The organism is Stenotrophomonas sp. SMYL89, from assembly GCF_036319985.1.
GTDB lineage: Bacteria > Pseudomonadota > Gammaproteobacteria > Xanthomonadales > Xanthomonadaceae > Stenotrophomonas > Stenotrophomonas maltophilia_Q.
Window position 1 is genome coordinate 158,237 of sequence record NZ_JAWIRW010000002.1, and the last position, 16,738, is coordinate 174,974.

Here is a 16,738-nt window from a genome sequence, read left to right on the forward strand (position 1 = left end):
TGTGCAGGCCGTCATCAGGGGTTCGCGCGATGGTAACGGTCATCGGCGCAGGCTGCCCTGTGCCATAGGAGGGGTGTCATGGACGGAAACGGCCAACCGAGCAATGGATCCACCATCATTCCTTGCCTGCGCTACCGCGATGCGCAGGCGGCGATCGACTGGCTGCAGCGCGCCTTCGGCTTCCATGCCCAGGCGGTGTATGCCGACGGCGATACCGTGTTCCACGCCCAGCTGACCTTCGGCAACGGCATGATCATGCTGGGCTCGGCCAACAAGGAAAGCGCCTGGAGCCAGCATGCCGCGATGCCGGACGAAGTGGGCGGCCGCCAGACCCAGAGTGCCTGCGTGATCGTCACCGATGCCGACGCGCACTACGCCCGGGCCAAGGCCGCAGGCGCCCGCATCGTCATCGACATCGCCGACCAGGACTACGGCGGCCGTGGCTATGCCTGCGCCGATCCGGAAGGCTACCTGTGGTGGTTCGGCAGCTACGATCCGTGGCGCGCGGACCACGGCCAGTGACCGCCGGAGCGATCCGCTGCGGCATCGGCGGCTGGGTGTTTCCGGAATGGCGCGGCGGCGTGTTCTATCCGCCGGGCCTGCCGCAGCGCGAGGAACTTGCCCATGCCAGCCGCGCCCTGCGCTGCATCGAGATCAATGGCACCTTCTATCGCACGCCGACTGCCGCCCAGTGCGCTCAGTGGGCCGCGCAGACACCGGAAGGCTTCCGTTTCTCGATGAAGGCGCCACGCTACCTGGTGCAGCGCCGCGACCTGTCCAGCACCGTGGAGGCTGCCACGCCGTTCCTGCAGGCGGCACTCGCGCTCGGTGACCGGCTCGGTCCATTGCTGTGGCAGTTCGATCCGCGCCATCCAGCCGACGCCGATGCATTGGACGCACTGATGGCGCAGCTGCCGAAGCAGCTGGAAGGGGTTCCGCTGCAACACGCGCTGGAGGTGCGCAACGCTGAGGTACATGGCCCGGCGCTGGTCGCCGCCGCGCGCCACCACGGCGTGGCACTGGTGATCGAGGACAGCGACGAGGCGCCGCTGCATGGCGATGCCAGTGCCGGCTTTGTCTACGCGCGGATCAAGCGCAGCCAGGTGCGCTTGAACGAGGGCCTGCCGGGGTCCGTGCAGCAGCGCTGGGCGGAACGTGCGCTGCGCTGGTCACGCGGCGAGCCGGTGGCTGACCTGCCCTGCCTGGCCGGCCCTGCCGCGGAAGCCCCGCGTGAGGTCTACCTGCTGTGCATCGGCGCGGGCAAGGCCCGCAATCCGGCGGCGGCGATGGCCTTGCAGCGCCTCATCGACGGCGCCAGCGGTCCAACCCCCACAGCAGGGTCCACCCCACCACGAACACGCTCGCAACGCGCAGCACGTTGAGCAGGAACGCTGCCAGCCCCAGGCGTTGCAGTTCGAGGAACGGATACGGCGCCTGCCCTGTCACTTCGGCGACCAGCATCGCCCAGCCCAGGTACACCAGCGGCACCAGCAGCCCCCCGCCCAGTGCGCGCCAGCGGAGCGCCCCATGCGGCAGCAGCCACCACCACCCCAGCAGGTACAGCGCCGGCACAGCGTAGTGCAGGCCGGCATCAACCCACCATTGCAGCCCGGAGGGCTGCCACAGCCCCTGCAACGCCAGGACGTAGATGCACGCGGTCACCCCGATGCACAACGCGATCACCGCGGCGACAGTCGTGTTCAGCACACCCGCACGGATCAGCCTGACGCATCCCAGGCACACCGCCAGGTTGCTGAGAATCGTGAAGTAACCAACGAAGCGCAGCGTCGCCATGCCGACCCCGGCAGCCGCCCCGGGGCCGCGCAGCAGCAACAGGAATTGCAGCAGCAACGAGGTGGCGGCCATCAGTGCAGTCAGCGCTGCCCATGCACGCAGGGCGGAACGGTTGGCAGCCATTGCTGGGTTCCCCAGGGGAGTTTCCGCGAGCATGCCACAGGCATCGCCGGCGGCCGCGCGATTGCCGCACAATAAGCGGATGAGCACATCCGACACCCGCAAAGCGCTGTGGCAGATCCATTTCTGTGTCCTGCTGTGGGGCGTCACTGCCATCCTCGGCAAGCTGATCACCCTGCCCGCACTGCCGCTGGTGTGGTGGCGCATGTTGCTGGTGACGGCGATGCTGGCCCTGCTGCCGCGGGTCTGGCGCGGGTTGCGCACCCTGCCCCTGCGGCTGGTGGCGGGCTACGCCGGCATCGGCGCGCTGGTCGCCCTGCACTGGCTGACGTTCTACGGCGCGGTGAAGCTGGCCAATGCCTCGGTGGCTGCCACCTGCATCGCGCTGGCGCCGGTGTTCACGTCGATCATCGAACCGTGGGTGGCCAAGCGGCCATTCCAGCTGCGTGAGCTGGCGTTCGGCCTGGCGGTGCTGCCGGGTGTCGCGCTGGTGGTCGGTGGCGTGCCCGATGGCATGCGCCTGGGTGTCTTGATCGGCGCGATCTCGGCGCTGCTGGTGGCGGTGTTCGGCTCGCTCAACAAGCGCATGGTCAGTCATGCGGATCCGCTCACGGTCACCGCGCTGGAGCTGGGTGCCGGCACCCTCACCCTGACGCTGCTGGCGCCGCTGATGCCCTACCTGCTGCCAGCGCTGGCCAGCCCACTGTGGGTGGTCCCGAATCTGCACGACGGCATCCTGCTGCTGGTGCTGGCCGGGTTCTGCACGCTGCTGCCGTTTGCCCTGGCACTGGTCGCGTTGCGCCACCTGAGCGCCTATACGGTGCAGCTGGTGACCAACCTGGAACCGGTCTATGCGGTGCTGCTGGCGGTGGTGCTGCTGCGCGAGCAGCACGAGGTCACCCCGTGGTTCTACCTGGGCGTGGCGATCATCGTCGGCGCCGTGTTCCTGCATCCGCTGCTGAACCGCCGCAAGCCGGTGCAGCATCCGGAAATCCTTGGCACTGCCGAGGCGCGCAACATCGCCGATTGAGTGCATCCACGCATGGCGTGGATCTACTGAACGCAGCAACGCAGCGACGAGCGGCGTGCGGATCAATCGGTCAGCGCTGCGGCCAGTGCCATGCAGGGGCATCCAGCAGGCCCTGCCCGCTCAGCAGCGTGCGGCCCTGCTCCTTGTACAGATGCAGCGAATGGCACCCCGGCGCCTGTTCCAGCGCCGCGATCAGGCGGCTGGCGTGCGACACCACCCATACCTGGCTGCGCGCACTGGCCGCGATGATCAGCCGCGCCAGCGCCGGCAGGAGGTCCGGGTGCAGGCTGGTCTCCGGCTCATTGAGCACCAGCAGCGGCGGCGGGCGTGGCGTGTGCAGCGCCGCCGCCAGCAGCAGGAAGCGCAGCGTGCCGTCGGAGAGTTCGGCCATCGACAATGGCCGCAGCAACCCGGGTTGGTGGAAGCGCAGCGCCAAGCGTCCATCCAGCTCCTCAAAGCCCACCGTGGCGCCCGGGAACGCATCGTCGACGCTGCGTGCCAACGCAAGGGGGTCACCGATCTCGAGGATGGTCACCCAGGCCGCCGCCAGATCCCGGCCATCGTGATGCAACACCGGCGTGCGCGTGGCCATCGCCGGCTGCCGCGCCGGGGCATCGGCATCGCTGCGGAAATGGTCGTAGAAGCGCCAGCAACGGATGTACTCGCGCAAGGTGATCGTTTCCGGCATGCGTTGCGGATCGCCGACCTGGGTGAACAGGCTGTCGAACAGTGACAACCGGTCATCGACCAGATCCCAGCCGCGCGCATGGCGCCGCCGCACCACCGCCCCACGTCGGTCGACCAGCAGGTTGGCGCTGCGCAGGAACGGCCCGGCCCAGATCGCCTCCGCCTTGATCTGCGGATCCAGCGCAAACGCCGAGCGACTGGGCGGCGGATAACCGAGATCGATGGCATAGCCGAATTCGTCGGTGGTGAAGCCCAGCTTCAATCCCACCGATTCCTGGCGTGGGCCGCCCTGCAAGGGGATTTCGCCGGCAGCAACCCGACGGTCTATTTTTTCCGGGCCCGCCCACAGCGCCGAACCCAGCCCACCTTCGCGGGCCAGCACGGCCGCGACGCCGCCCTGTGCGGTCTCCGCCAGCAGGCGCAGCGCGCGGTACAGGCTGGACTTGCCACTGCCATTGTCGCCGGTCACCACATTCAACTGCTGCAGCGGCAGCACCAGCCCATGCAGCGAGCGATAGTGGGCGATGGCCAGGGTCTGCAGCATGGTCGGCGTCCGTGGGAACAGGAGCGGCATTTTCGTTGGGCGCAATCGCACAGGCCGCGACACGGCGTGATCCAATCGGCAAAAGCATCCACGCATGGCGTGGATCTACGGCATGCAGGGCTTCAGCCTGCCAGTTCCACCCGGTTGCGGCCATTGCCCTTGGCCCGGTATAGCGCCTTGTCGGCACGTGCCAGCGTGTCATCCACGCTCTCACCGGGCTGGTGCTGGGCGATGCCGATGCTGATCGTCACCGGGAACCCCAATGGCAGGTCAGCCACGGCCAGGCGCAGGAACTCGCACTGCAGTTCGGCAGTGCGCAGGTCGGTTGCCGGCATCACCGCCACGAACTCCTCGCCGCCATAGCGCGCGGCCATGCCGCGGCCGGCGAAGTGCGAGCGCAGCAGTGCGCCCAGCTCGGCCAGCACGCGGTCGCCGGTGGCGTGGCCCTGGAAGTCGTTGATGTGCTTGAAGTGGTCGATGTCCAGCAGCGCCACGCAGGCCACACTGGGTGGATTGCCGGCCACCGCCTCTTCCAGTGCGGCCGCCATCGCACGACGGTTGGGCAGGCCGGTCAAGGCGTCGGTGCGGCTCTGTTCGGTCAGGTCGGCGTTCTGGGCCAGCAGCACGTCCTGGTATTCCGACAGCAGGCGCTCGTAATCGTCGCGCTCCAGCATGTGCTTCTGGATGTCCAGCGCGAAGCGGCGCAGTTCCATCACCAGCATCACCTGCCGCGACAGTGCGGCCAGCGCTTCGGCCTTGTCGCTGGCCAGGTGCTGCGGATGCGCGTCGAACACGCATAGCGTGCCCAGCGGCAGGCCATCGGAACTGATCAGCGGCGCACCGGCATAGAAGCGGATGTGCGGATCGCCGGTCACCACCGGATTGTCGTGGAAGCGGATGTCCTGCAGCGCGTCCTCGACCACCATGATTTCCTGCGGCTGCAGGATGGCGTGGCCGCACATCGATTCGCTGCGCAGGTTCTCCGCCGCATCGATGCCCTGGATCGACTTGAACCATTGCCGTTCGACATCGATCAGGGTCACCGCCGCCATCGAGGTGCCGCAGACCGCCTTGGCGATCACCACCAGGTCGTCGAAGGATTTTTCGCGCTCCGAATCCAGGATGCGGTAGCGGTACAGCGCCTCAAGCCGAAGGGCTTCATTGGCAGGCTTGTCGGGCTTGATCATGCAGCGTCACGTTCCGGCAGGTCACCGCGAAGTCTAGCTTATGCAGAGCCGGGCCCATGCCCGGCTGCATCCGGCAAATGGCGGCCGAGCATGGCTCGGCCCTACAGGCGTGGTTTACCAGTCCAGCTGCTTCGGCAGCAGGCCCTGCAGCTCCTGCTCGGTCAGGTTGCGCCACTGGCCCGGCTTCAGCGCGCCGATCTTGATGTTGTCGATGCGCACACGGCGCAGCTGGGTCACGCGATAGCCGAACTCAGCGGCCATCAGTCGGATCTGCCGGTTCAGGCCCTGCTGCAGGGTGATGCGGAAACCGAACTTGGCGATGCGCGAGGTCTTGCACGGCAGGGTCATCTGGTCGTGGATGCGCACGCCGCGGGCCATGCCGCGCAGGAACTCATCGGTCACCGGCTTGTTCACCGCCACCAGGTATTCCTTCTGGTGGCCGTTCTCGGCGCGCAGGATCTGGTTGACGATGTCGCCGTTGCTGGTCATCAGGATCAGGCCTTCGGACTCCTTGTCCAGGCGGCCGATCGGGAAGATGCGTTGTTCGTGGCCGACGAAGTCGACGATGTTGCCCTTGACCGATGTTTCGGTGGTGCAGGTGACGCCGACCGGCTTGTTCAGCGCGATGTAGACGTGGCGGCGGGTGCCGGGCTTGCGGGCGACGCGGGCGCGCAGCGGCTGGCCGTCGACCAGCACCTGGTCTTCTTCCCCCACCACCGCACCGGTGCCGGCCGGGTGGCCGTTGACGGTGACGCGGCGGGCGGCGATCAGGCGATCGGCCTCGCGGCGGGAGCAGAAGCCGGTGTCGGCGATGTGTTTGTTGAGTCGGGTGGTCATCGCCCTATTATCCGGCATCGCCGCCCGCTGCGCCTCATGCCGGGCCGGGCGGATCGAGCTCTTCACCGTCGAATACACGGTTGCGGCCGGCGCGCTTGGCCACGTACATGGCATGGTCGGCCCGCCGCAGCAGTGCCGCCAGGTCATCCTCGCCCGGCCGCCACTGTGCCAGGCCGATGCTGGCGGTCACCTCCAGCCCCGCTACCTGCAGCGCCTGGCCAGCCTCGGTGATGCGCTGGCGAAGGCGGTCCAGCCGCGCCGATGCCGCCTCACGCGGCATGCCCGGCATCAGCAGCAGGAACTCCTCGCCGCCCATCCGCACCACTTCGTCCTGGCTGCGCACCGCCGTACGCAGGGCCCGCGCAACGGCCACCAGCACCTGGTCGCCAACCGCGTGGCCATGACGGTCGTTGATATCCTTGAACAGGTCGATGTCGAGGAAGCCGATCACCAACGGCCCGCCCTCGCGGTTGACACGCTCCAGATGCCGCGCCAGCTGCTGCAGGCCGGCACGACGGTTGGGCAGGCCGGTCAGGCCATCGGTCTCGGCCAGCTGGCGCAGCTCGTCACGCTGCTGGCGCAAGCGGCCAAGCCGCTGGTTCAGGGCATAGGCCGCCATCATCAGCAGCCAGGTCACCGCCAGCTGCAACGCTTCCACCCGGTATTCCAGCAGCCACTCCGCACCACAGGCATCGGCGATGATCAGCACCAGCATCGGTGCAAGTGCAGCCAGGCCCGCCTGCGCCCAACGGTCTCCGCGCCAGCGCGCCCATATGCCGACCAGCAGTGCCAGGCCACACCCGGACAGATAGGACACCTGCAGGCCCTGTGCGACCCAGGCCAGATGCTCCCAGCGCAGCCACGGCACCAGCGCGGCCAGCGCCATCAGGGTCCACAACACCAGCAGCTGCGCCGGGCGTGATCGAGGCAGCACGCGGTCGCCTCCGTTCAGCCGCCACAGCGCTGGCAGCACCAGCGCCTGCGAGGCCGCGGTCAACGACAGCAGCCACTTCGCGCCCTGCTCCCCCACCGGCAACCAGGGTTCCGGGTAGCCACTGAGCCCACCGAGGACGGCCTGCCACAACACCAGCACGGTGGTGCAGGCGATATAGACCAGGAAGCTGCGGTCGCGCGTGGTCAGGAACGCCATCAGCGCCGACAGCGCCAGCGCGATCGCCACCGCGATGCAGGCGGCACGTACCAGCAGGCGCGCGGTATCGTTCTGCTGCACCGGGCTGGGCGCGCCCAGCCGCAGGGTCGGTACCCAGCGTGTTTTCAGCGGCGTCTGCCAGGAAACCAGGAAGGGCTCGTGGCTGCCGGCCGGTGGTACGGCCACCATGCCGATACCAGCACGGAAACGCGAATCGCGGGTACGTGCATCATGCATGTCGCCGCAGATTTCGCGTTCGCCATGCTGGACGCGCACTTCACCGGCAAAGACGTTGAACACATCCAGTGCCTGCGGTTCCCCCGACCAGCCAGCGGGCGGTGCGGGCACCTCGGCCTGCTGGCGGGCGCCGGACAGCATCTGCGGCGTGCACGCACGGTGCGGCGTCGGCTCGTCGGTCGCGCCGCCGACCAGAAGATAATCACGGCCCGACACGGCCTCTGCAGCCTGAAGCGGCCACGGCAACGCCAACCACACCATCAGGACGGCCAGCACCGCTCCTGTTCCATACCGCCACTGCCTGCCGCCCACGCCACGTCCTGTTCCTGCTTACGTCCGCGCCCACTGCGCGTCGCCCCTGGCGCGCATTATCGCAGCCGGGCACGCCGCGCATGTGTAGACCAAAGTCGGCGCCCGCGGTTCAGCCAGCGCTGGGCGGCCCCTTCACGGCCACCAGCCGGAACGGCCTCAGGTCCGCGAGGGTCATCCGCTCCAGCGGCTGCGGGCGCTCGATCGCGTAGCCCTGCAGGCCCTGTACGCCAAGCCGGGTCAGCGCACCGGCGACCTCGGCAGTCTCCACCCACTCCGCCACCACTTCCATCTGCAGCTCGCGCCCGAGCTCGCTGATCGCACGCACCGTGGCGTGGCTGACCGGGTCAGTATCCATGTCCCGCACGAAGGCGCCGTCGATCTTCAGGATGTCCGCCGGCAACTGGCGCAGGTAGCCGAAAGAAGACAGGCCGGAGCCGAAGTCGTCCAGTGCCATCCGGCAGCCCCGCGCCTTGACCGCATCGATGAACGCACGGGCCTGGCTGAGGTTGCTGATCGCTGCGGTCTCGGTGATCTCGAAACACAGCTTGGAAGCCAGCGCACGGTTGCGTTCAAGCAGGTCGCAGACGAAGGCAAGGAAACCCGGTTCGGCAATCGACTGGGCAGATACATTGACGTTGCACAGCCCCAACTGGCGGACATGCACCGGGCAGACCTGCAGGTGGCGGAACAGCAGTCCGAGCACATGCCGGTCCAGCGCTACCGCCATGCCATAGCGCTCCACCGCGGGCATGAACTGTCCGGGCAGGTGCAGGCTGCCGTCGGTGCCCCGCATGCGCACCAGCACTTCGTAGTGCAGGTAGGACGGATCGCCAACCCGGGCGATGCGCTGCGCATACAGCAGCATCCGGTTCTCGGCCATCGCCAGGCTGACACCCTGCAGGCGCTCGGCCTCCTGCCGCCGCTCCTCCAGTGCCATGCGGTTCTCGTTGAAGCAGTGCACGCGGTTGCGGCCGGCCTGCTTGGCGGCATAGCAGGCACTGTCGGCAGCGCTCATCAGCCAGTTCACATCGGGTGCGTCGGCGCTGACTTCGACCACGCCGATGCTGCAGCTCAGCTGCGGACTGCCTTCACTGATGGGGAAGGTCGCCTGCCCCAGATTGCGGATCACCCGCTGCAGCACCCGCTTGGCTTCGTCCTGGCTGGCATGGGCAAGGAACACCGCGAACTCATCGGCGCCAAGTCGCCCGACCCAGTCGCCATCACGCACCGCAGCCACCAGGTAGTCGGCAAAGCTGCGCAGCATCTGGTCGCCGGCGGCGTGGCCGAAACTGTCGTTGACCAGCTTGAAGTGGTCAAGATTGATGTAGCACAGCGCATGCGTTCCACCATCGCTGCGCACCTGCAGCAGCGCGCGTTCCAGCAGGCGTTCGATCTCGCGACGGTTGATCAGGCCGGTCAACGGATCATGGCTGGCGTGGTGCTCGATCTCGCGTGCAAGTGCATGGTTCTGGCTGACATCCTCGATGATCGCGAACACCGACAGGCCACCGCCGGCACTGCGCACCCCGGTACCGCTCCAGCGCCCCCAGACCAGGCTGCCGTCACGGCGGCAGAAGCGCAGTTCGCTCGGCCGCAGCTGGCGGTCCCAGTCGATGCGGCCAACGCCGTCGATGACCAGCTCGCCTTCCATCAGCAGATCGCCGAGCGACATCTGCAGCAGCACCTCACGCCGGTAATCGAGGATATCGGCCATCGCCTGGTTGGCTTCGACCACCCTGCCCTCGGTGTCAAGCTTGAGCATGCCGACGTTGGCCTGGTAGAACGCCGCGCGGAAGCGGCTCTCGTGTTCGGTCAGGTCCTTGCCTACCCGGCGCGCGAGGGCCACCGCCATCAGGCTGATCGCCAGCACCGACAGTCCTCCCACCACCAGCGTCGCGATGCGCACCAGGGTGGCCATGCGCAGCAATGCCTGCGAGAACGCCTGCGCCTGCACCTGCAGGCGACGGTCGAGATCACGCAGCTGTTGAAGGTAGCGGTCACGCGCAGCGACCGGCAGCACGCCTTGGCCATGCCGCTGCTGCAGCTCATCCACCAGCCGCTGCACGGCCATCAGGTCGCCATCGGTCTGCCGCCACAGGGCGGTCGCTTCACGGAATGCACCGATGTCGCGTGCATACCGGAACGAGAACACCAGTCGTGGAATATCGGCGGGCGCGTTGCCGCCCCGCAGGAATCCCTGCCGGGCCTTGGCCTCGTCCGGCTCGGCCTGCTCCAGTGCCAGCCGCGCCTGCAGATCCCCCATGGGCACCTGCAGGGCCCGGCGCGCATCGTCCAGGTCCTGGGCATCACCACGCGCCAGGTAGCGGCTGAGTGCGGCGGTCGCATCCTGCTGCCCCCGCGACCAGTACCCCTGGCCAGCAATCCAGGCGGTGGAAGCCGCCTGCAGTTCCTGGATCAAGGCGGACAGTGCGACCAGTCCAATCGCCATGCCCGTCAACAACGCAAACCGCAGTCCCAGGCCACGGGTCATCGGCACCCGCCGGCTCTGTTGGTCAGTGCCACTCCTACCCATCCCGGATCCCCCCGAATGTGATGCGGTGACAACCTCCTTTGGAACCGGCTCAGCCTAGGACCGGGAATGTGTTGGCCATGCGAAAAGGGGACGGAGGGGATTAACTCGTTTTCGGCATAAGCGCCCCGGCCAGCCATTCACGACTTAATCCCCTCCGTCCCCTTTTCCAGCCCCATAACGCACAACGCCAGCCCGGAGGCTGGCGTTGTCATGGCTGCGGTACGGATCAGTAGCTGCGCGGACCGCGCGGCTTGAAGCCGTCACGACGCGGCGGGCGGCTGTCGCGGTCACCGCCGCGGTCGCCGCCGTGGCCACCCGGACCACCACGACGCGGGCCACCCGGGCCGCCCGGACCACGCTTGTCGAAGCGCGGCTTGAACGGACGCGGGGCCGGGTTGGTGTCTTCACCCGGGGCCAGCGCACGCATCTGCAGCTGCTGGCCGGACACCCACACTTTCTGCAGGTGCGACAGCACGTCCGGTGGCATCTGCGCCGGCAGGTCCAGCAGCGAGAAGTCGTCGTGGATGTCGATGCGGCCGATGAAGCGGCTTTCCAGTCCGGCTTCGTTGGCAATGGCGCCGACGATGTTGGCCGGCTTCACGCCATGCTGGTGGCCCACCGAAATGCGGTAGGTCTCCATGCCCTGCTCCGGTGCACCACGCGGCGGAACCTCGCGGCGCGGACGCTGCTCGAAACCACCTTCGGCGTCGTCACGACGCGGGCCACGCTCGAAGCGCGGACCACGCTCGTTGCGGTCGAAGCGATCGCCGCGTTCCGGGCGGTCGCCACGGTCGAAGCGCTCGCGCGGCGCGCGCTCTTCACGCGGGGCACGCACCGGCGGCTGCAGCAGGAACGGGGTATCGCCCTGCAGCATCTTCGCCAGCGCGGCGGCCACTTCGATGGCCGGCACGTTCTGCTCGTTCTCGAAGCGCTCCAGCAGCTGGCGGTAGAAGTCCAGGCCACCGGCACCCAGGGTTTCGGTGATGCGCGAGGTGAACTTGTTGATGCGGGTGTCGTTGACCGCTTCCACGCTCGGCAACTGCATCTCTTCGATCGGCTGGCGGGTGGCGCGCTCGATCTGGCGCAGCATCCCCTTCTCGCGCGGGGTGGCGAACAGGATCGCCTCACCGCTGCGGCCGGCACGGCCGGTACGGCCGATGCGGTGCACGTAGCTTTCGGTGTCGTACGGGATGTCGTAGTTCAGCACGTGGCTGATGCGCTCCACGTCCAGGCCGCGCGCGGCCACGTCGGTGGCGACCAGGATGTCCAGCTTGCCTTCCTTCAGCATGGCGATGGTGCGCTCACGCTGGGCCTGCTGCATGTCACCGTTGATGGCGGCAGCGGCCAGGCCACGGGCCTGCAGCTTGCTGGCCAGCTCTTCGGTGCCGGCCTTGGTACGCGCGAAGATGATCATCGCGTCGAACGGCTCCACTTCCAGGATGCGGGTCAGCGCATCCAGCTTGTGCATGCCGCTCACCCACCAGTAACGCTGGCGGATGTTGGCCGAGGTGGTGGTCTTGGCCGCGATGGTCACTTCCACCGGGTCCTGCAGGTAGGTCTGCGCGATGCGGCGGATCTGCGGCGGCATGGTGGCCGAGAACAGGGCCACCTGGCGCTGCTCCGGCAGCTTCTTCAGCACGGCTTCGACGTCGTCGATGAAGCCCATGCGCAGCATTTCATCGGCTTCGTCCAGCACCAGGGTTTTCAGCTCGGACAGGTCCAGGGTGCTGCGGTCCAGGTGGTCGATCACGCGGCCGGGGGTACCGACCACGATGTGCACACCACGGCGCAGGGCCGACAGCTGCTGGCCGTACGGCTGGCCGCCGTACACCGGCAGCACGCGGAAGCCCGGAATCTTCGACGAATAGGACTGGAACGCCTCGGCAACCTGGATGGCCAGTTCGCGCGTCGGCGCCAGGATCAGGGCCTGCGGCTTGATCTGCTGCAGGTCGATGTTGGACAGTACCGGCAGTGCGAACGCTGCGGTCTTGCCGGTGCCGGTCTGGGCCTGGCCCAGCACGTCGCGGCCTTCCAGCATCGCCGGGATGGTGGCAGCCTGGATCGGCGACGGGGTTTCATAGCCAATGGCGGTGACCGCCTGCATCACGGGCTCGGACAGGCCGAGCTGCGCAAACTGCAGCGGCGCTTGGGAATCTTGGGACATGGGGAACTCCGAAGGCACTGCCGTCTTCCTGGCAGTGCGACAAAAAGGTGATGGTCCGCGCTTTGGGCGCCCTTCTTATCGCGTGCCCTGGCGCTGCTCGGTCGGAGGAGATTTCACTCGCTCAGAGTGGAATGATACCGCATTGATGCTGAACGAGGCGTACAGCTTGCCGTGCGCGTGCCGTCATGCCCCGCGCTGGCGCACAATACGCGCCCTCGTCCCCGGCCCGGCCGCTGGCTCGCGCCCCTTCCCAGGAAACCCGTTCCATGCAGATTCTCGAATTCGACCTCGACGGTGACTACGTCGAACTCAAGCAGCTGCTGAAGCTGGCCGACCTGGTCACCAGTGGCGGCGAAGCCAAGATGGTCATCGGTGACGGCCAGGTACGGGTCGATGGCGAAGTTGAACTGCGCAAGGCCTGCAAGATCCGCGCAGGCCAGGTGGTGGAATTCGCCGACAGCCAGATCCGGGTGCTGGCCGCCGGCTGATCTGAACGGGTTCAGGCCACGCGCTGGGTCAGGTGCGAGGCGATCAGCTGCCTGAACGGAGCCACGCCCTGCGCCAGACGCAGACCGGCCGCCCGCAGCAGGCGCGCCGGGCGGCGGTCGTCGGTGTACAGGCTGGCGATCGCGTTGGTGGCCTCGTACAGCGGCCGCGACGCCAGCCGATGACCGCGCTGGTAGCTGGCCAGCATGCCCGCGGCGGCGATATCGGCACCGCGTCGCTGCTGCGCGACGATGCCCTGCGCCAGCCGCTGCGCGCTGGCCAGGCCCAGGTTGAAGCCATGTGCAGTGACCGGGTGCATGCCCACCGCGGCATCGCCGACCAGCGCTGAACGCTCGCCGACGAAGCGGTGGGCGTACACCCCCACCAACGGATACGCCTGCGGCGTGGCCACCGGCTGCATCCGGCCCAAGCGGTGTTCAAAGCAAGCACTGACGGCCTCACCAAAGGCCACTTCGTCCATCGCCAGCAGCTCCTCGATCTGCCGCGGCGGCAGCGTGATCACCGCCGATGCCTGGCCCTCGTTGAGCGGCAGCAGCGCCATGGTGCGGCCGTAACCGAACCACTCCCACGCGGTGTGGTGATGATCGCGCTCAACCTGCATGCGGCAGACCAGCATCGACTTGCCGAAGTCGCGCATCTGCGCGCCGATGCCGAGCATGCGGCGGGTGGCGGAGAAGCGGCTGTCGGCGGCAACCAGCAGGCGCGCATGCAACTGGCTGCCGTCATCGAGCTTGACCACGTGGCCCTGCGCGTCGGCCTGCACGCCCAGCACCTTGCGCCCGTCGAACAGCTCCAGGCGGTCCTGGCCCTGCACCGCATCCCACGCGGCGCGGCGGATCAGATGGTTGGGTACCAGCCAACCCAGCGGCTGGCCATCGACCTGGCTGCTGGCGAAGGTCAGCGCGAACGGCGAGCCACCATTCATCACCCTGGCATCGCGCAGTTCGGCAACTTCGGCGTGCGGCAGGCGCTGCCACAGCCCCAGTTGCTCCATGCTCTGCCGCGAGGCGTGGGTCAGCGCGATCTCGCGGCCATCGAAGGCGGCCTCGGCCAAGGCCTGACGCGGCTGGACGTCGACCAGCCCGACCTGCAGGCCGCTGCCGGCCAGCGCGCGCGCGAAGCACAGGCCTGCCGGCCCGGCACCGACCACCACCACGTCCATCCTGCGCATGCGCGCCTCCTGCCGTTGATTCAGTCCGCGCCAGCATAGCGCCGCGCACCTGAGCGGCCTTGATCTGGATCAGGCCCGGGTCACAACAGCGCGAACACCAGCGCCAGGATCGACAGCAGCGACACCAGCCACACCAGGCTGCGCACGTAGGGCACGCCTGCGGCATACAACGGCAGGTAGACCACGCGCGCCCAGAAGTAAGCCTGCGCGGCCAGCGCGGTGGTGTCGTTGCCGCGCCCGGCCAGCACGACCGCGATCGCCGCGGCGGCGAAGAACGGGAACGTCTCCAGGAAGTTGGCCTGGGCCCGCTGCAGGCGACCGGCCAGCGCGCTGAGCGGCTTCGCATCGCCATCCCGTGCCGAGGCATTCCACTTCATTCCCCGTTCGCGGGTGACCACGGTGGAGGTGGCGAAGATGTAGACAAAACCCAGCAGCACCGACCAGGCCAGCATCGTCAGTTCAGTTGCCATGGTTCATCTCCTCAGGGTGCCGACGCGCGCAGGCTATAGCCTGCCAGGCGCCACACCTGGTCCTCGTCGAAACGGAACGAGACCAGCTCGCGCACCGGCTGCGCGCTGTTGGCGAAACGGGTCGGGAAGCTGACGTTGATGTACAGCCCTTCCGGCACCGCAGCGCCGGCGCTGTACTTGACCCGGGTGATGGTCGGCTGGCCACGCCCGGCCAGCGCACCCAGGCGCGTGCGCTCGGTGGTCAACTGGCTGACGAAGGCGGCCTTCGGTACTGCACGGCGCGCGACGGCCGAAGCGCCATCCCACAACTCGCCGGCGCGGTTGGCATCCACCAGCTGCGCGGCCTTCACCGCCGCCGCGCCCATTTCAGCGTCCTGCTTCTGCACCTGCGCCTGCTGCGCAGCGGTCAACGCCGGAGCGCCTGCGGTGGCCGGTTTCGCAGCCGCTGGCGATGCCGGTGCAGGCCGCGCCGGTGCCGGTGCAGGCGTGCTCGGCGCAGGAACCTGCGCCAACGCGGTCAGGGGCAGCAGGGACAGCAGCAGGAGCACGCGCTTCATGGACACCGCCGGTTCTCGGGAAAGAACCGCAGTCTACGCCAGCGCGGTGATCTGTCCGTCAGCGCGCGTTGGCGCTGCCTTCCACCGCGGCGGCATCGGCCTGCGCGGCAGGCGTGCCGGTGTCTGCCGGCGCCTGTTCGGCCACCGGCGACGGCTCCGACGGTGCCGGTGGCAGCGTCGCCACGTCGATCTCCGACAGCGGGCTTTCTTCCGGGCACACCGCATCCGGGAACCCGAAGCGCTGCTTCAGCGCCTGGCCGCAGCTGTTGATCGATTCCATGTCGGCGCCTTCGCGCTTGCACTGCTGGTCGAAAGCGATCAGGAACGCATCCTTGCGCTGCACGAAATCATCGCCGCAGGCCCGCATCTGCTTGATCCGTTCCAGATCGTCCTGCACCGCGTTGGTGCCATCCAGGCCGTACTGGCGCAGCTCGTCCGGGGTCAACAGGCGCAGGCTGCGGTTGGGCACGGTCATCATCAGGTCGGCTACGCCCACCGCCACGCCGTTGCGCTGCAGGTAGTCCTTCACGTTGTCGTAGACCTCGTGCAGCTCGCGGTTGAGTTCCGCGCGCGAGGTGGCCTTGGAACTGATGCGCATCATGCGATGGATGCCGACCTTGCCCGACAGCAGGCGGTTGTCACCGGCGGCCAGCACGAACACGCAGGCGCTGTGGCAGATCGAACCTTCGCGTACCCAGATGGTCCAGCCCGATTCACCGATGCTGTCGCCGGCGACGATCGCCGATTCCACCTGGCCGCCACTGGAGTCCAGGTCGAGGATGCGCTTGTGGATCTTCTGTTCGTCAGCAACCACGGCCAACCGCCACATCATCTCGGCGAAGCCCGGATTGATCTTGCCGGCGTAGCGCACGCGCATCAGGCCGCGCTCGGCACACGGCGCCAGCGCCTGGCCGATCTGCTCGCGCTGCAGGCCTTCCAGCTCGACACCGTCGCCCGCATCGCCGGCATATTCGGTGCCGCAGCTGACCCAGGCGCGACCATTCTCCAGCTGCGCCTGCGGCCACGGCCGATCCGCCCGGCTGCGCGGCGGTGCCGGCGGTGGCGGCGCATCGGCGGCATTGATCGACACCATGTTCTCGCCATCGCTGGCCGGCGCCCGCGCCGCCTTGTCGGCAGCAGTCACATTGCCCGGATTCTCCAGCTGGCTGCAGCCCGCCAGGGCCAGGCACAACAGGGGCAACCAGCGGAGTTTGGCGGACATCGGGCAACCGGATTTCAAGGGAGCAAGGGCCACAGTCTACCCGTCCAGCGCGCGCATTCAGCGCGTGGCACTGAACCCCTTCTGACCCTTGGGAAAGCGTGTCGACCAAGGTCGACACCTACCAGAGCGGGATGCCGTTCCGCAGGCCGCGGGAAACTGTCGAAGGCGGGGTGGGTCCGGTTGCGGGGGCGTGAGCCGCATGGATGCGGCGACCGA

General features: G+C 68.0%; 15 protein-coding genes. 4 read left to right on the top strand and 11 right to left on the bottom strand.

Annotated elements, in window-relative coordinates; genetic code table 11:
• Positions 1-78: 78 nt before the first annotated feature.
• Both V3B41_RS03450 and V3B41_RS03455 read left to right on the top strand, forming a co-directional pair.
• Entirely contained in the window at positions 79-522 is a 444-nt protein-coding gene (locus V3B41_RS03450; protein ID WP_049427701.1) for a VOC family protein, read from the top strand.
• Entirely contained in the window at positions 519-1,382 is an 864-nt protein-coding gene (locus V3B41_RS03455; protein WP_100443641.1) for a DUF72 domain-containing protein, read from the top strand. Before V3B41_RS03450 ends, V3B41_RS03455 begins: the two co-directional genes overlap by 4 nt.
• Here V3B41_RS03455 and V3B41_RS03460 read toward each other — a convergent pair.
• The gene (locus V3B41_RS03460; RefSeq protein ID WP_049426646.1) at positions 1,303-1,917 is read right to left on the bottom strand and encodes a Pr6Pr family membrane protein; all 615 of its coding nucleotides are present in this window, start codon (positions 1,915-1,917) and stop codon (positions 1,303-1,305) included. The two genes, V3B41_RS03455 and V3B41_RS03460, sit on opposite strands and share 80 nt — an antisense overlap.
• A 79-nt stretch (positions 1,918-1,996) precedes the next feature.
• On the opposite strand from V3B41_RS03460, the gene V3B41_RS03465 reads away from it, so the two are divergent.
• Positions 1,997-2,944 (top strand): DMT family transporter, encoded by a 948-nt coding sequence (locus V3B41_RS03465; protein ID WP_049426647.1) that lies wholly within the window; start codon positions 1,997-1,999, stop codon positions 2,942-2,944.
• A 70-nt stretch (positions 2,945-3,014) separates the two neighbouring features.
• On the opposite strand, the gene V3B41_RS03470 is transcribed toward V3B41_RS03465, so the two are convergent.
• The 6 genes from V3B41_RS03470 to V3B41_RS03495 form a co-directional block, all read right to left on the bottom strand.
• Entirely contained in the window at positions 3,015-4,175 is a 1,161-nt protein-coding gene (locus V3B41_RS03470; RefSeq protein ID WP_197633223.1) for an AAA family ATPase, read from the bottom strand.
• 122 nt (positions 4,176-4,297) lie between these two features.
• Entirely contained in the window at positions 4,298-5,362 is a 1,065-nt protein-coding gene (locus tag V3B41_RS03475; RefSeq protein WP_049426649.1) for a sensor domain-containing diguanylate cyclase, read from the bottom strand.
• A 114-nt stretch (positions 5,363-5,476) separates the two neighbouring features.
• Entirely contained in the window at positions 5,477-6,199 is a 723-nt protein-coding gene (locus V3B41_RS03480) for a pseudouridine synthase (protein ID WP_012510490.1), read from the bottom strand.
• Between the two features lie 34 nt (positions 6,200-6,233).
• Positions 6,234-7,898 carry a diguanylate cyclase gene (locus V3B41_RS03485; RefSeq protein ID WP_329860098.1) on the bottom strand — a complete coding sequence of 555 codons (1,665 nt, stop codon included), beginning with the start codon at positions 7,896-7,898 and terminating at the stop codon, positions 6,234-6,236.
• A 109-nt stretch (positions 7,899-8,007) separates the two neighbouring features.
• Positions 8,008-10,431 carry an EAL domain-containing protein gene (locus V3B41_RS03490; protein ID WP_197620377.1) on the bottom strand — a complete coding sequence of 808 codons (2,424 nt, stop codon included), beginning with the start codon at positions 10,429-10,431 and terminating at the stop codon, positions 8,008-8,010.
• Positions 10,432-10,657: 226 nt separating this feature from the next.
• A complete protein-coding gene (locus tag V3B41_RS03495; protein ID WP_329860100.1) occupies positions 10,658-12,595 on the bottom strand; it encodes a DEAD/DEAH box helicase in 1,938 nt (645 codons plus the stop codon).
• 266 nt (positions 12,596-12,861) lie between these two features.
• Here V3B41_RS03495 and V3B41_RS03500 point away from each other — a divergent pair, with 266 nt between their 5' ends.
• Positions 12,862-13,083: an RNA-binding S4 domain-containing protein gene (locus V3B41_RS03500; protein WP_010486399.1), complete on the top strand. Its 222-nt coding sequence runs from the start codon at positions 12,862-12,864 to the stop codon at positions 13,081-13,083.
• An 11-nt stretch (positions 13,084-13,094) separates the two neighbouring features.
• Here the strand turns inward: V3B41_RS03500 and ubiM are convergent, their stop codons facing one another.
• The 4 genes from ubiM to V3B41_RS03520 form a co-directional block, all read right to left on the bottom strand.
• Entirely contained in the window at positions 13,095-14,273 is a 1,179-nt protein-coding gene (gene ubiM, locus V3B41_RS03505; protein ID WP_049432178.1) for a 5-demethoxyubiquinol-8 5-hydroxylase UbiM, read from the bottom strand.
• 80 nt (positions 14,274-14,353) lie between these two features.
• The gene (locus V3B41_RS03510) at positions 14,354-14,743 is read right to left on the bottom strand and encodes an MAPEG family protein (RefSeq protein WP_049432181.1); all 390 of its coding nucleotides are present in this window, start codon (positions 14,741-14,743) and stop codon (positions 14,354-14,356) included.
• Positions 14,744-14,754: 11 nt separating this feature from the next.
• A complete protein-coding gene (locus tag V3B41_RS03515; RefSeq protein ID WP_329860104.1) occupies positions 14,755-15,300 on the bottom strand; it encodes a DUF4019 domain-containing protein in 546 nt (181 codons plus the stop codon).
• A gap of 58 nt (positions 15,301-15,358) precedes the next feature.
• The gene (locus tag V3B41_RS03520; RefSeq protein WP_049432186.1) at positions 15,359-16,522 is read right to left on the bottom strand and encodes a hypothetical protein; all 1,164 of its coding nucleotides are present in this window, start codon (positions 16,520-16,522) and stop codon (positions 15,359-15,361) included.
• Positions 16,523-16,738: the final 216 nt, after the last annotated feature.

What these genes read in the sequence shown, in the direction of transcription:
- V3B41_RS03450 (WP_049427701.1), top strand. Translation starts at nt 79, where the DNA reads ATGGACGGAAACGGCCAACCGAGCAATGGATCCACCATCATTCCTTGC.
- V3B41_RS03460 (WP_049426646.1), bottom strand. Translation starts at nt 1,917, where the DNA reads ATGGCTGCCAACCGTTCCGCCCTGCGTGCATGGGCAGCGCTGACTGCA.
- V3B41_RS03465 (WP_049426647.1), top strand. Translation starts at nt 1,997, where the DNA reads ATGAGCACATCCGACACCCGCAAAGCGCTGTGGCAGATCCATTTCTGT.
- V3B41_RS03470 (WP_197633223.1), bottom strand. Translation starts at nt 4,175, where the DNA reads ATGCTGCAGACCCTGGCCATCGCCCACTATCGCTCGCTGCATGGGCTG.
- V3B41_RS03475 (WP_049426649.1), bottom strand. Translation starts at nt 5,362, where the DNA reads ATGATCAAGCCCGACAAGCCTGCCAATGAAGCCCTTCGGCTTGAGGCG.
- V3B41_RS03480 (WP_012510490.1), bottom strand. Translation starts at nt 6,199, where the DNA reads ATGACCACCCGACTCAACAAACACATCGCCGACACCGGCTTCTGCTCC.
- V3B41_RS03490 (WP_197620377.1), bottom strand. Translation starts at nt 10,431, where the DNA reads ATGGGTAGGAGTGGCACTGACCAACAGAGCCGGCGGGTGCCGATGACC.
- V3B41_RS03495 (WP_329860100.1), bottom strand. Translation starts at nt 12,595, where the DNA reads ATGTCCCAAGATTCCCAAGCGCCGCTGCAGTTTGCGCAGCTCGGCCTG.
- V3B41_RS03500 (WP_010486399.1), top strand. Translation starts at nt 12,862, where the DNA reads ATGCAGATTCTCGAATTCGACCTCGACGGTGACTACGTCGAACTCAAG.
- ubiM (WP_049432178.1), bottom strand. Translation starts at nt 14,273, where the DNA reads ATGCGCAGGATGGACGTGGTGGTGGTCGGTGCCGGGCCGGCAGGCCTG.
- V3B41_RS03510 (WP_049432181.1), bottom strand. Translation starts at nt 14,743, where the DNA reads ATGGCAACTGAACTGACGATGCTGGCCTGGTCGGTGCTGCTGGGTTTT.
- V3B41_RS03515 (WP_329860104.1), bottom strand. Translation starts at nt 15,300, where the DNA reads ATGAAGCGCGTGCTCCTGCTGCTGTCCCTGCTGCCCCTGACCGCGTTG.
- V3B41_RS03520 (WP_049432186.1), bottom strand. Translation starts at nt 16,522, where the DNA reads ATGTCCGCCAAACTCCGCTGGTTGCCCCTGTTGTGCCTGGCCCTGGCG.